We start from the raw sequence: 12861 nt of genomic DNA on the forward strand, positions 1-12861 counted from the left end.
TAACGGTGAGGTCAGTTATAAAAATTTTTTTCCTACAAAATCTTGACACAGACTCGAACTTTATAGAGTTTTGAAAGAAGACAGATATTGTGCTATTTTAATAGGAGATACAAGAAAAAGCGGGCATTATATACCTCTTTCATATTATGTAATGAGACTTTTCCTTAAGAATGGCTTTGTATTAAAGGAGGACATTATAAAAGTTCAACATAATTGTAAGTCTACACCTTATTGGGAAAAACAAGTTGAAAAATATAATTTTTATATGATTATGCATGAACATTTATTTATATTTAGAAAGCCTAAAAAAGATGAAAATTTAAACAAAATAAAATATAGCACGGGATTATACTAAATGGCGGGGATTTCCCGCCATTTAACGTATCTTTATTTTATTACACTATAGAAATTTTATAATCTTTTAGCCACATATTTATTTGTACGAGGTAAGCGAAGAGTTGGGCGGAGCCCATAAGCTGAGAAAACCAAGCAGGGTCATAGGCTTTTGCATCTGTTTCTATAAGTGTTATTATCGCTTTTTTATCTACAAGTTGTAATAAAGGCGATGTACTGTCATCAACTATTTGTTTTAGCCATTTTTTAACGATGTTTTTAAATACTGGATTGTGTGTTTTAGGGTAGGGACTCTTTTTTCTTTCAATTACTTCATTTGGGATGTAACCTTTTAGAGCATATCGCAATATTCCCTTTTCTCTGTTATTTAAATTTTTCATTTCCCACGGTATATTCCATACATATTCTACAAGCCTGTAGTCTAAATAAGGTACTCTTGCTTCAAAACCTACTGCCATACTCATTCTATCCATTCTGTCAAGAAGCATGGGCATAAATCTTGTTAGGTTAAGGTAAAACATTTCCCTCATTCTGGTATTTTTGGGGTCTTCTCCAGTGAGCTTTGGCACTTCATTTAAAGCCTCGTTATATCTATCATTTAAATACTCTATAGGTCTTATGTATTTTACAACTTCTGGCAAAAGTAATTTCATGCGTTCATTGATCATTCTTATCCATGGGAAGGTATTAGCCTCAATTGCTTCTTTGTTTCTAAACCAGGGATAACCTCCAAAAACTTCATCAGCACCTTCTCCTGATAGAGCGACTGTGGCTCCTTTTTTTACTTCTTTTAAAAATAGATATAAAGATGAATCTATATCTGCCATACCAGGCAGGTCTCGAGCGTACAAGGCTGGTTTTAGAGCATATGCAAGTTCTTCATTATCTATAAATACATAGTTATGGTTTGTGTCAAGTTTCTTTGCGACAAATTTTACCCAATCTGCATCAGAGTTTGGCTGAAACTTGTTTGGCGTAAAATATTTATCATTACCCACATAATCTACAGAATATGTTATAAGTTTTTGACCTTTTTGTTTTAATTCTTCATTTGCAAAGGCAGATACAGCAGTTGAATCAAGTCCACCTGATAGCAATGAACATAAAGGTACGTCTGAAACAAGTTGTCTTACTGATGAGTCTTTAAGGAGATACCTTATTTTTTCCGCCGTTTTCTCAAGGCTATCTTCATGGGGAATACTTTGTAATGACCAGTATTTGTTTATGTTTACTCCATTTTTGGTAAATATGAGATAATGCCCGGCTTTTAATTCTTTAATGTCTTTAAAGACACCGCATCCGGGAGTTCTTGAAGGTCCCATTACAAATATTTCTGCAAGACCTTGAGAGTCTATCTCTGGTTTTACATGAGGATGCGCTAATATTGCTTTGATTTCTGAGCCAAATATCAAAGACCCATTTTTAATGGTATAAAATAATGGCTTTATTCCGAGATGGTCCCTGGCAATAAAAAGCCTGTTTTGCACTTCATCCCATATTGCAAAAGCAAATATTCCATTAAATTTTTTAACACATAAAGGACCCCATTCTATATAAGATGTCAAGATAATTTCAGTATCTGAACGGGTTTTAAAAATATATCCCAAGGATATGAGTTCGTTTTTTAATTCATCCATATTGTAGAGTTCTCCATTATGGATAATGACAAAATTTTTTTCACCGTATTTTTTTATCATTGGTTGACTTCCGCCTTGTGGATCTATTACAATTAATCGACGATGGCCTAAAGCACAATGTTTTGACAACCATATTCCAGAACCGTCAGGTCCTCTTTCTTTAAGGGTATTTGTCATTTTTTCGATTACTTCATTTTGAAGTGACAAGTCCATATCGAAGTTAACCCATCCTGTTATTCCACACATAAAAATCCTCCTAAAATTTAAATCTATAAGTAAATATATTCTCTTTTTTTGCCATTGATACATGTTATAATTTTCTAATGAATTTTTAATTTCTACATGATATAATAAAAACATAAATGTTGTAGGAGGATGCGGCTTATATGGAGAAAGTGATAAAAGAGCATTATTATGAAGAAAATGATATTGCTGAAAGGATAAAGTTTCTAAAAAAGAAATTAAATGAATCTAATTTAGAACTTCCTAAATCTTTGGAGTTAAGCCGTGAATTAGACGAATTAATTGTGATGTATATGCAAAAAGAAAAACAAGTAAAACAGGTAAAATAAAGTGCTGTTTTACTTGTTTTTCTTTTTGCGTTTACATAAAAAAATTTAAACTTTTTAAAATATATGTCGATATTTATAATAGCAAACAAGGAAAGTTGTTACAAATAATAAATTTTTATTCTAGGAGGTAGTAATGGCAATGTTGCAGGGGATTAATACTGCGAGAACAGGACATGTGAATTCGCAGTTTAGAAAGGATAGTGGGCTATTAGAGGAAATAAAAGTAGTAAAAGATATACTTAGTAAACCTGTGGATGATGACAAACTTAACAGTGCACTTAATAAAGAAAATAGAAAAATAAGCATTAACGATCATACATATTTTGAATTTTCTGTACACAAGCCTACAAATACAATAATGGTCAAAATTGTTGATAGCGATACGAATGAAGTTATTGACGAGATTCCTCCTGAAAAAATACTTGACCTTGTGGCAGGATTATGGAAAATAGCTGGACTTTTTGTGGATAGAAAAATATAGTTGGGGGTATTAAGATGGATCCAATAAGTATGAATAGCTACAATATGAGCAATTTATTAAGAATAAGTGGTCTTGCGACAGGACTCGATACTGATTCTATTGTACAACAGTTAATAAGAGCTGCCAGTATTCCTCTTGATAGATTAGAACAACAAAAGCAATGGTATCAATGGCAACAAGAGGATTTAAGGGATATAAACAGTCAGCTTATGTCACTCCGAAATGACAATGTTTTTAAGCTCAAATTGCAGGGAACTTTTATGGCAAAAACTGTTACATCGTCAAATCCTTCAGTTGCTACCGCTACAGCAGGGGCAAATGCGGTGAATGGATCGTATACCATATCAGTATCGCAATTGGCTCAAGCCGCTACAACTGCAAGTACAGATAAAATTGGTGCTGCAACTAAAAATTCTGATGGAACATATACGTATAATGCACTTAATAATACGGGAAGCGATATAACTCTTTATTTAAAAGGATTAGATGGAAATGACAAAGAAATAATAATAAAAAATGGTGCGACAATAAAAGACGTAGTTGCTGCAATAAATGCCAAAACTAATGAGACAGGTGTAAGTGCTACATATGACCCAGGCTTAGATAGGCTATTTTTGGTATCAAATTTTACTGGAACAAATTCAAAGATTGATTTCAGTGGTACTACAGATCCAACTGCTCAAAATTTTTTAACAACTACGTTAAAGTTAGATTCAAAAGTTTTGGACACTGGAGGTATAACAGGCCAAGATGCACTATTTACTTTTAACGGTGTTCAAATGACAAGTTCAACTAACAATGTCACAGTAGCAGGAATAAATATTACCCTTACAGGAACAAGTAATAGCACAACAACCCTTACTGTTTTAACAGATGTTGACAAAATATATAACACAATAAAAAGCTTTGTTGACAGTTACAATGATATAATTACAAAGATTAATGCAAAGCTTACAGAAAAAAGGTATTACGATTATCCACCTTTGACTTCTGAACAAAAACAAGCTATGAAAGACAGTGATATAAAACTATGGGAAGAAAAGGCAAGGTCAGGGAATTTAAACAATGACGAAACTTTAATGCGAGTATATTACTCCATGAGAAATGTTGTTTCATCGACAGTATCCGGTGTAGGTTCTTTAAGTTCAATTGGCATTACTACAGGACAATGGTATGAAGGTGGAAAACTTTATATCGACGAAACGAAGTTAAAAGATGCTATTGCAAATGATCTGGACAAAGTAATGAAGATATTTGCTGGTGTTTATGAGACAGATTCTAATGGAAATACTACTTTGAAAACTTCAGGCATTGCACAAAATTTATATGATACTTTAAAACAAGGCATAGATGCCATAACAAGAAAAGCAGGGAGTACCACTCAGCTTTACGATACAAGCTTTATAGGAAACAGGATAAGAGAAATAGATGATAGGATTGCTCAAATGCAAAGATATTTAAACGACCTTGAAAAGAGGTATTACGCGCAATTTACGCAGCTAGAAATGTATGTAGGACAAATGAATTCTCAAAGTGCGTGGTTGAGCCAACAAATTGGGGTTATGATGAAATAAAAGGGGGTGCGGTGATGGTAAATCCGTATCAGCAGTACAAAGAAAACGCGATTTTGACAGCCAGTCCTGAAGAGCTGGTACTGATGCTTTACAATGGCATAATAAGGTTTATAGAAGAAGCAAAAGGGACGATAGAAAAAAAAGATTATATGGCAGCAAATAATAGTATACAAAGGGCACAAGACATTATTACAGAGCTTATGCTTACTTTGGATATGAATTATGATATTTCTAAAAACTTGTACAGTTTATATGACTATATGCTAAGAAGATTAATTGATGCTAACGTAAAAAAAGACGTGACAATTTTAGAAGAAGTAAAAGGATTTGCAATAGAATTAAGGGATACTTGGAGTGTAGCTCTTAATAAAGTTAGAGAAAAAGTCTATGCGAAAGGTTGATGGGATGAATAATGCTGTAGAAAAGCTTACTCAACTTGTGCAGGATAAAATTCAGAAATTGAAAGAGCTTTGTGAGGTTACTGAAAAAATAGGTATTGCCATAGCTTCAAACAATTTAGAAGAATTAAAAAATCTTCTTATTACGAAGCAACAGATTATTGAAGAGATTAACGAACTAGATACCGATTTTATTCCTCTGTACAATAATTTCAAAAAAGAAAATAAAGTGGAAAGTATATTTGCTTTAGAAAATAAAATAACAGGGGAAATAAGTAAATTGAAAGCTTTATTCATAGAGGCAAAAGCCTTATTGGAAAAAATAAAAGAAAAAGATGACAAAAACCTCAAAGAGATAACTGATGTTTTTGAAAGAACGGGGAACAAATTAGAGGAATTGTCAAAGAATAAAGAAGGGTACATAGAATATCTTAAATACTATACACCTGACAGTTATTTTTTAGATAAAAAACGTTAAAAGAAGCGGCAAATCGCCGCTTCTCAGACTGTAGACAAACTTTCGTAAAGGAGATATTTTGCATAAGGAGCGACTTGTTACAAAGCGGTAACAAAACTTAGCAAGACCGAGGGTGGAGTCAGGGCCGAAGCCATGGATGGCGAAGGCGGGCACCTTAAGGCATGGATGCCGATTGTGCCCGGTACCCTGCCGGAGCCCGAAGGTCGAGCTTTAGTTTTGTCGCTTTGGAACATCGGAGCGACGATGCAAAATATCTCCTTTAAAATTTTTTAACTTTGTCAATAAACTGAGAAGCGGCAAATCGCCGCTTCTTTAAATTTTAAATTTATTTATTGTACTCATCAATGTATTTGCAATATTGCTCGAATCTTGTGCGGATTTTGATATTTCTTCTATTGCAGTTTTTTGTTCCTCTGTTGCAGAAGATATTTCTTGGGTAGAAGCAGTAACTTGGTATAAATTTTACAATAATATGTCGGAATTTGTATTTTGATATCGCAAAAATTTTATTGCTATTTAAGGTCGAAGGTGATATAATACACCTATAATATAATCGAAAGATTATATTGAACCAAAATTTCAAAGTGAGGGGATTATTAGTTATGTATCAAGACAAAGTGTTAGTGTGCAAAGATTGTGGAAAGGAGTTTGTGTGGACAGCGGGAGAACAACAGTTTTATGCAGAAAAGGGCTTCCAAAATGAGCCTGTAAGATGCAAAGAGTGCAGAGAAGCAAAGAAAAGAAGAAACCATCAATATGGTGCCAGAAGAGACAAGAAAGCTTTTGGCATGAGTAGATAATCCCCTTACTTTTTCGCAAGAAAAGTAAAGAGGATTATAAAAAAGACACCATTTTGGTGTCTTTTTTACATTTCAAAACTTTTTCCACATTGTTAAAACCGAATTTAAAAGTTATTAACAGACTTATCCCCATTATCCACAGGTTTTTATTTCACAACATATTTTTATACTTTCTATAAAAATTTCCTTTATCCTTTAAACAAAAAAATTATTGAAATTTTATTCATATGATATTATAATTATGAAAGCAAAATGTCGAGAAACTATATATCCCAGTCATTTATAATTGACACTTTTTATAAATTTACAAAAATTTTACAAACAGGAGAGGAGAAGGAAAATGAATAAAAAACCATTATTGCTTCTTTTAACAATGACCATTGTTTTGAGCTTATTTTTATCAGCTTGTGGTAACGAGCCTGCTAATACTTTGGACAAAATCAAACAAAAAGGCGTTATCGTAATGGGTACAAGTGCAGATTTTCCACCTTTTGAGTTTCATAAGGTAGAAGGAAATAAAGATACAATAGTAGGTTTTGACATTGATATAGCAAATGCCATTGCGAAAAAATTAGGTGTAAAGCTAGAGATAAAAGACATGGACTTTAAAGGGTTGATTCCAGCTCTTCAAGCAGGGCGTATAGATATGATAGTTGCTGGTATGACTCCAACCCCGGATAGAGCCGAAAATGTTGACTTTTCAGACCTTTATTACAACAGCCAACAAGTTGTGGTTGTAAAAAATGATAGTCCGATTTTGAAGTTTGATGACTTAAAAGGTAAAACTGTGGCGGTACAAATAGGTACCACTTCTGAAGAAGCTGCTAAAAAAATACCAGATGTAAATTTGAAGCAGCTAAATCGTGTTGGAGACGCCTTCATGGATTTAAAAAATGGCAGATGTGATGCAATAGTATTGGAGGATACTGTGGCAAATGCATATTTAAAAGAATACAAAGACATGAAGATACTTTCCATGAAAGAAATCAACACCGAGGAAGGTGGTATGGCTGTTGCAGTGGCTAAAGGAAATAAAGAATTAGTGAATATAATAAACGAAGTGATAAAAGAGTTAAAAACAAGTGGCGAATATGACAAACTTGTAGATAAATGGTTTAAGTAATGATGAAATTTAGTGGAGAATTTTCAAAATAGTTCTCCACTAAAATTTTGCAGAAAGGAAGATTTTTATGAGTGTAGATTTTTTGAGCATGGTAAAATACAGTCATTTATTTGTAAGTGGCCTTCTTATGACTTTAAAACTCACCTTTTTAGCAGTGACTATAGGAGTTATATTAGGTCTGATTGTTGCTCTTATTAAAATGTCTTCTATAAAACCTATAAGCTTTATAGGCGCAAGCTATGTTGAAATTATAAGAGGTACTCCTCTTTTGGTACAACTTTTATTGATATACAATGGCCTTATGCAATTTGGAATAGATATACCCGCTTTTACAGCAGGCGTTTCTGCTCTTGCCATAAATAGCGCTGCCTATGTTGCAGAGATTATAAGGGCAGGTATACAAGCGGTAGACCCTGGTCAAAACGAAGCAGCTCGCTCTCTTGGCATGACTCATGCTATGGCGATGAGGTACGTTATAATTCCTCAGGCAATAAAAAATATCCTTCCTGCTTTGGGAAATGAATTTATCGTGATGCTCAAAGAATCAGCTATTATATCAGTAATAGGTTTTGCAGACCTTACAAGGCAAGCAGATATTATACAAAGCATTACTTATAAGTATTTCGAGCCTTACATCATCATTGCAGCTATATATTTTATAATGACCTTCATCTTTTCAAGACTCCTTGGAATCTTTGAAAGGAGGCTTAGGGCTGGTGATACGCGTTAATGAGGTGTATAAAACCTTTGGGGATTTAGAAGTATTAAAAGGTGTAAGTTTAAATGTAAATAAAGGAGAAGTTGTTGTAATAATAGGACCAAGCGGTTCAGGGAAAAGTACCCTTTTAAGGTGTATAAACCTTTTAGAGGTGCCTACTAAAGGAGAAATCTATATTGAAGGGATCAAAATAAACGACAAAAAAGTAAACATCAATAAGATAAGGCAAAAAGTAGGGATGGTTTTTCAGCACTTTAATTTATTTCCTCACTTGACGGCTCTTGAAAATGTAACGTTAGCTCCTATTAAAGTGAAGAAGATGGACAAAAAAACTGCTGAAGATATAGCTTTGGGCTTACTTGAAAAAGTAGGTCTTTTAGACAAAAAGGACGAGTACCCTATTAAGCTATCAGGCGGTCAAAAGCAGAGACTTGCAATCGCAAGGGCATTAGCTATGCAGCCAGATATTATGCTTTTTGATGAGCCCACATCAGCCCTTGACCCTGAAATGGTAAAAGAAGTTTTAAACGTCATGAAAGGCCTGGCAAATGAAGGGATGACTATGGTAGTTGTCACCCATGAGATGGGGTTTGCGAGGGAAGTAGGAGATAGAGTCATTTTTATGGACGATGGAATGATAATTGAAGAAGGGACTCCAGAAGATATTTTCTACAATACAAAAAATGAAAGGACAAAAGAATTTATAAGTAAGATTTTGTAAAGGCACTCCAAAAGGAGTGTTTTTTGTTTCCACATATTGCAGGAATATTGTTTTTTATGTAGAATTATATTAAATAGAAGGATAATGAGAGGGGTTTGATACTATGAATATCACAGTAAGCGGTAAAAATGGCATGACAGTTACGGATGGACTAAGGGATGCGGTTATAAAAAATGTGAGCAAGTTAAGCAAATACTTTCCAGAAGATACTGAAGTGAGGACTGTTTTAAGTGTACAGAAAAACAATCACATTGCGGAAATCACGATACCTTTTAAGGGTATTATATTTAGAGCTGAAGAAGTCAGCGATGACATGTATGTGTCAATTGATAGGGTTGTAGACAAAATAGAAAAACAAATACTTAAACACAAGGCAAAGCTTAAAAATAGATTTGGTGCTAATGAGTCAATAAGGTTTGAAATTCCACTTGTTTATGAAGAAGCTAAGGGAGAAGAGGAAGAGGGTTCCTTTGAAATAGTTAAGACAAAGAGGTTCCCCATAAAGCCTATGTCACCTGAGGAAGCAATTCTTCAGATGAACCTTTTGGGACATAACTTCTTTGTATTTACAAATGCCGACACTGACACTATAAATGTCGTATACAAAAGAAAAGATGGGAAATATGGCTTAATAGAGCCAATAGAATAAAACTACATAAGAAGCTAAAAAATTGGGGATAGGCTCTATCCCCAATTTTTTTGTCTAAAAAGAAGGAATTTTAAATTTTGTATAGAATATATTTTTAGTGTGGACAAATTTTAATAGGGTGTGAAGATAATGGGTGAAATAACAAAAGATACAGTAAATTCGATGGAAGAGTATATAAATAAAATTCAAGGAGTACTATCCAGTAGGGTAGTTGTAGAGAATGGTGAGATAACAGAAATTCACGTGTTGGCTGACAGTACAAGGAATGCAAAGCAGATTGCAAGAGATGTGCAATCTGTCATAATGGCGCAGTTTGGAATTGATATAAATCACAAGATTGTCAGTGTAGCGCAAATTGATACTGGAGAAAATCTCCAAGGAGAACAGAGGCTTGTTTTTTCAAGCTATTCATTTATAAATAATGGACTTACCAGTGAAGCAAGAGTTATCCTCACAAGAGGCGATGAGGTTTTTGAAGGATATGCTGAAGGACCTAATACTGCAAGCAATAAATATAAAATAATTGCCAATGCTACACTGGACTCTATTTCTAAGTTGATTCCCAAAAACCATTTATTTTTATTGGAAGATGTCGATATATTTAATATAGCAAAAAACAGGATAATAGTTGTAGGGGTTACTCATGTGACAAATAACCAGGAGGAACTCCTTACCGGGTCTTGTCTTATAAAAAAAGATGAAGGGGAAGCTGTGGTAAAAGCCACATTAGACGCCGTCAACAGGCGTGTAATGTCAATTACGTCCCGTTAGTTTTTTAACACCCAAACCGCTTAAAAGTTGCTTAGCGTAGCGTTACCTGAAGCCTAAGGGCAGAAAGTTTAACAGCAAAGGAGGGTTTCAGGATGAACAAAACGACACTTATAAAGATGTTGCTGGCTTTAATGGCACTTGCATTAGCAGGAGGTGCAAATTATGCATGGGGTTAAGCGGTTTGAGGTGTATTTTTTAAAGTAAAAATAGGAGGTTTATTATGCTTAACAAAAGAGTAAAAATATATATTTCTACAATAACAGTATTGGGTTTGTCTTTTATTATTTATTCTATACTAAACACACCTATAAATAGAATTATAGATATAATTTTATTTGGGTTATTTGCTATTTTAGCTGAATCAATGCCAATATATGTAACAAAAGAAATTACAGTATCTGTTGCATTTGCAGTTGATTTAATGGCTGTACTTATTTTTGGCCCATATGAAGGTGCTTTGATTGCTGCTATAGGTATTGGTTTTCAAATTGGAAAATATATGGATGGTAGAGTAAGACATATATTTAATTTTCCTTATTATAAAACATTATTTAATATTTCTCAATTAGCTTTAAGTGTTGGCATTGCTGGTTTAATATATGAATATACTGGAGGTATTCCAGGTAATTACATATATCCTCAACACCTTTTATCTGCAATATTGGCAGCAATTGTATATTATATTTTAAATACGTCTATTATAGCAATATTATTGTCTCTTTTGATGAATAAATCCTTCATCTACATTCTCACAAAGGACTTTAAATGGGCAGTTCCAAACTTTCTTTTTCTTGCCTTTTTAGGTATAGTTATGTCAGAAGCTTTTGTAAGAATAGGGTATATAAGTCTCATTTTACTCTTCATACCCCTTTTTATGATACGCTATATGTTTAAGCTTTACATGGATTCAAAGCAGTCTTATTACGACACAATAAATGTGCTTGTAAAGGCTCTTGATGCAAAGGATAAATATACAGCGGGTCATTCAAAAAATGTAGAAAAAATTGCGGCTTTACTTTGTAGAGAATTTGGTTTTAGTGAGTCTCACACTGAAATGGTGAGGATTGCAGCCCTTTTACATGACATAGGAAAGATTGGAGTAAAAGAAGAGGTTTTAAATAAGCCAGGGAAGTTAACTGATGAAGAATTAAGCATAATAAAAGAACATCCCCAAAAAGGCTATGAAATTTTAAGAGATGTTCCGGCTTTAAAGGAGGCCTCTCTATGGGTGAAATACCATCACGAGTGGTACGATGGAAGTGGATATCCCGATGGCATAAAAGGTGACGAAATACCATTGGAAGCGCAGATACTTTCCCTCGCAGACGTTTTCGATGCTTTAGTTTCAGACAGGCCCTACCGAAAGGCTTTTTCACAAGAGGAAGCTTATAAAATAATTTTAGAACATGAAAGGACGCAGTTTAGCCCTAAAATAATAAACGCCTTTAAAAAAGCTTTTGAAAAGAATAGGGAGGAGTTTAAGCATGATATTTGATTCACTTGGTGCTTCTCTAATTTACGGAACTTTAAGAAGAGGAAAAATCAGCGGAATTGCTGATATTGACATAAAAAAACCCAGCCTTTTTATAGCTGCTTTTGTTTTGGAGTTTGGCATGTTAAACCTTGCTAATAAGTTTCACGTCATTATGGAATACCGGTCTTATATCCACTTCTTTGTTTATCTTTTGCTTTTCATAGGATTGTGGTACAATAGAGATAACAAGTATTTTAGAATAATAAGCATTGGAGTGCTTTTAAATTTTATCGTTATATTTGCCAACGGAGGAAGAATGCCTGTCTCCATTGATGCTTTAAAGGCAGCGGGACTTAATAATCTCATCCCTGACCTTCAGGCAAATAAAATTGCTACACATCAGGTTTTGACAAGTTCTACACGGTTAAAATTTTTAGCAGATGTCTTAGTGTTGCCGAAACCTTATCCACTGCCAAAAACCTTTAGCATAGGAGATTTTATAATGGCAACAGGCACCTTTTTACTTGTTACAAATGCAATGCTTAAAAAGGTGAAGAGTCATGATAGCGCAAGAAAGAAGGAATAAAATAGTTAAAATTCTAAAAAATGCTAAAGAGCCTATATCCGGCTCTGACCTTGCTAAAAGATTTGGTGTTACAAGGCAGATTATTGTGCAGGACATAGCTATTTTAAGGGCTAAAGGGATTAAAATATTGTCTACCCCTCAAGGTTATATAATAGACATTGTAAAGGAAAACACTGTAAAAAGGGTTTTTGCTGTCAAACACGGATACGACAGAACAGAGGAGGAGTTAAATTTAATAGTTGACAATGGCGGAAAAGTGCTAGATGTAATTGTAGAGCATCCCTTCTATGGGGAGATAAAAGGGCTTTTAATGCTTTCTTCAAGGTATGATGTAAGTAAATTCATGGGATTTGTAAAAGAAGGGAAAGCGACCCTTTTATCTTCTTTGACAGATGGAGTTCATCTTCACACTGTTGAAGGGGAAAATAAAGAGGTACTAGATAGAATACAAAAGGTCTTAAAGGAAAAAGGCTTTTTAATAGAATAAGGATTTAACCACTTTAAAAATTTTTAGAAAGTGGTTAT

Annotated in this window: 15 protein-coding genes and 1 pseudogene; 15 read left to right on the forward strand and 1 reads right to left on the reverse strand. The window is 33.9% G+C overall.

Annotated elements, in window-relative coordinates:
* Nucleotides 1–52: 52 nt before the first annotated feature.
* Nucleotides 53–355, forward strand: a pseudogene (locus I4N53_RS12575) (DNA methyltransferase); the annotation flags it as partial.
* 40 nt (nt 356–395) lie between these two features.
* On the opposite strand, the gene asnB reads toward I4N53_RS12575, so the two are convergent.
* Entirely contained in the window at nt 396–2237 is a 1842-nt protein-coding gene (gene asnB, locus I4N53_RS00070) for an asparagine synthase (glutamine-hydrolyzing) (RefSeq protein ID WP_214495287.1), read from the reverse strand.
* Nucleotides 2238–2377: 140 nt separating this feature from the next.
* Here asnB and I4N53_RS00075 point away from each other — a divergent pair, with 140 nt between their 5' ends.
* From I4N53_RS00075 to I4N53_RS00140, 14 genes are all read left to right on the forward strand, one after another.
* Complete coding sequence (locus tag I4N53_RS00075; RefSeq protein WP_012269594.1) at nt 2378–2563, forward strand: Spo0E family sporulation regulatory protein-aspartic acid phosphatase; 186 nt, start codon at nt 2378–2380, stop codon at nt 2561–2563.
* Nucleotides 2564–2702: 139 nt separating this feature from the next.
* Nucleotides 2703–3044 carry a flagellar protein FlaG gene (locus I4N53_RS00080; protein WP_038016358.1) on the forward strand — a complete coding sequence of 114 codons (342 nt, stop codon included), beginning with the start codon at nt 2703–2705 and terminating at the stop codon, nt 3042–3044.
* A gap of 14 nt (nt 3045–3058) precedes the next feature.
* Nucleotides 3059–4618, forward strand: a complete 1560-nt coding sequence (fliD, locus tag I4N53_RS00085; RefSeq protein ID WP_214495288.1) for a flagellar filament capping protein FliD — start codon at nt 3059–3061, stop codon at nt 4616–4618.
* 14 nt (nt 4619–4632) lie between these two features.
* Complete coding sequence (gene fliS, locus I4N53_RS00090) at nt 4633–5019, forward strand: flagellar export chaperone FliS (protein WP_009051744.1); 387 nt, start codon at nt 4633–4635, stop codon at nt 5017–5019.
* On the forward strand, nt 5006–5494 hold the full coding sequence (flgN, locus tag I4N53_RS00095; protein ID WP_009051743.1) for a flagellar export chaperone FlgN: 489 nt from the start codon (nt 5006–5008) through the stop codon (nt 5492–5494). Before fliS ends, flgN begins: the two co-directional genes overlap by 14 nt.
* A 602-nt stretch (nt 5495–6096) precedes the next feature.
* The gene (locus tag I4N53_RS00100; protein ID WP_003866869.1) at nt 6097–6294 is read left to right on the forward strand and encodes a zinc-ribbon domain-containing protein; all 198 of its coding nucleotides are present in this window, start codon (nt 6097–6099) and stop codon (nt 6292–6294) included.
* Between the two features lie 340 nt (nt 6295–6634).
* Nucleotides 6635–7417 carry a basic amino acid ABC transporter substrate-binding protein gene (locus I4N53_RS00105; protein ID WP_009051742.1) on the forward strand — a complete coding sequence of 261 codons (783 nt, stop codon included), beginning with the start codon at nt 6635–6637 and terminating at the stop codon, nt 7415–7417.
* Nucleotides 7418–7484: 67 nt separating this feature from the next.
* The gene (locus I4N53_RS00110; RefSeq protein ID WP_214495289.1) at nt 7485–8147 is read left to right on the forward strand and encodes an amino acid ABC transporter permease; all 663 of its coding nucleotides are present in this window, start codon (nt 7485–7487) and stop codon (nt 8145–8147) included.
* Nucleotides 8134–8856, forward strand: a complete 723-nt coding sequence (locus I4N53_RS00115; RefSeq protein ID WP_003866866.1) for an amino acid ABC transporter ATP-binding protein — start codon at nt 8134–8136, stop codon at nt 8854–8856. The genes I4N53_RS00110 and I4N53_RS00115 overlap by 14 nt, the downstream gene beginning before the upstream one ends.
* Nucleotides 8857–8959: 103 nt before the next feature.
* On the forward strand, nt 8960–9505 hold the full coding sequence (hpf, locus tag I4N53_RS00120) for a ribosome hibernation-promoting factor, HPF/YfiA family (RefSeq protein WP_214495290.1): 546 nt from the start codon (nt 8960–8962) through the stop codon (nt 9503–9505).
* Nucleotides 9506–9634: 129 nt separating this feature from the next.
* A complete protein-coding gene (locus I4N53_RS00125) occupies nt 9635–10276 on the forward strand; it encodes a hypothetical protein (RefSeq protein WP_009051739.1) in 642 nt (213 codons plus the stop codon).
* A 220-nt stretch (nt 10277–10496) separates the two neighbouring features.
* Nucleotides 10497–11771, forward strand: a complete 1275-nt coding sequence (locus I4N53_RS00130; RefSeq protein ID WP_214495291.1) for an HD-GYP domain-containing protein — start codon at nt 10497–10499, stop codon at nt 11769–11771.
* Complete coding sequence (locus tag I4N53_RS00135; RefSeq protein WP_214495292.1) at nt 11761–12336, forward strand: DUF5317 domain-containing protein; 576 nt, start codon at nt 11761–11763, stop codon at nt 12334–12336. Before I4N53_RS00130 ends, I4N53_RS00135 begins: the two co-directional genes overlap by 11 nt.
* Entirely contained in the window at nt 12311–12823 is a 513-nt protein-coding gene (locus tag I4N53_RS00140) for a transcription repressor NadR (RefSeq protein WP_214495293.1), read from the forward strand. The genes I4N53_RS00135 and I4N53_RS00140 overlap by 26 nt, the downstream gene beginning before the upstream one ends.
* Nucleotides 12824–12861 lie beyond the last annotated feature (38 nt).

This window comes from Thermoanaerobacter sp. CM-CNRG TB177 (assembly GCF_018588165.1).
GTDB classification, from domain to species: domain Bacteria; phylum Bacillota; class Thermoanaerobacteria; order Thermoanaerobacterales; family Thermoanaerobacteraceae; genus Thermoanaerobacter; species Thermoanaerobacter thermocopriae.

Excerpts from the sequence above, each read along its gene's own strand:
- asnB (WP_214495287.1), bottom strand. The coding sequence starts at position 2,237 with ATGTGTGGAATAACAGGATGGGTTAACTTCGATATGGACTTGTCACTT.
- I4N53_RS00075 (WP_012269594.1), top strand. The coding sequence starts at position 2,378 with ATGGAGAAAGTGATAAAAGAGCATTATTATGAAGAAAATGATATTGCT.
- I4N53_RS00080 (WP_038016358.1), top strand. The coding sequence starts at position 2,703 with ATGTTGCAGGGGATTAATACTGCGAGAACAGGACATGTGAATTCGCAG.
- fliD (WP_214495288.1), top strand. The coding sequence starts at position 3,059 with ATGGATCCAATAAGTATGAATAGCTACAATATGAGCAATTTATTAAGA.
- fliS (WP_009051744.1), top strand. The coding sequence starts at position 4,633 with ATGGTAAATCCGTATCAGCAGTACAAAGAAAACGCGATTTTGACAGCC.
- flgN (WP_009051743.1), top strand. The coding sequence starts at position 5,006 with ATGCGAAAGGTTGATGGGATGAATAATGCTGTAGAAAAGCTTACTCAA.
- I4N53_RS00100 (WP_003866869.1), top strand. The coding sequence starts at position 6,097 with ATGTATCAAGACAAAGTGTTAGTGTGCAAAGATTGTGGAAAGGAGTTT.
- I4N53_RS00105 (WP_009051742.1), top strand. The coding sequence starts at position 6,635 with ATGAATAAAAAACCATTATTGCTTCTTTTAACAATGACCATTGTTTTG.
- I4N53_RS00110 (WP_214495289.1), top strand. The coding sequence starts at position 7,485 with ATGAGTGTAGATTTTTTGAGCATGGTAAAATACAGTCATTTATTTGTA.
- hpf (WP_214495290.1), top strand. The coding sequence starts at position 8,960 with ATGAATATCACAGTAAGCGGTAAAAATGGCATGACAGTTACGGATGGA.
- I4N53_RS00125 (WP_009051739.1), top strand. The coding sequence starts at position 9,635 with ATGGGTGAAATAACAAAAGATACAGTAAATTCGATGGAAGAGTATATA.
- I4N53_RS00130 (WP_214495291.1), top strand. The coding sequence starts at position 10,497 with ATGCTTAACAAAAGAGTAAAAATATATATTTCTACAATAACAGTATTG.
- I4N53_RS00135 (WP_214495292.1), top strand. The coding sequence starts at position 11,761 with ATGATATTTGATTCACTTGGTGCTTCTCTAATTTACGGAACTTTAAGA.
- I4N53_RS00140 (WP_214495293.1), top strand. The coding sequence starts at position 12,311 with ATGATAGCGCAAGAAAGAAGGAATAAAATAGTTAAAATTCTAAAAAAT.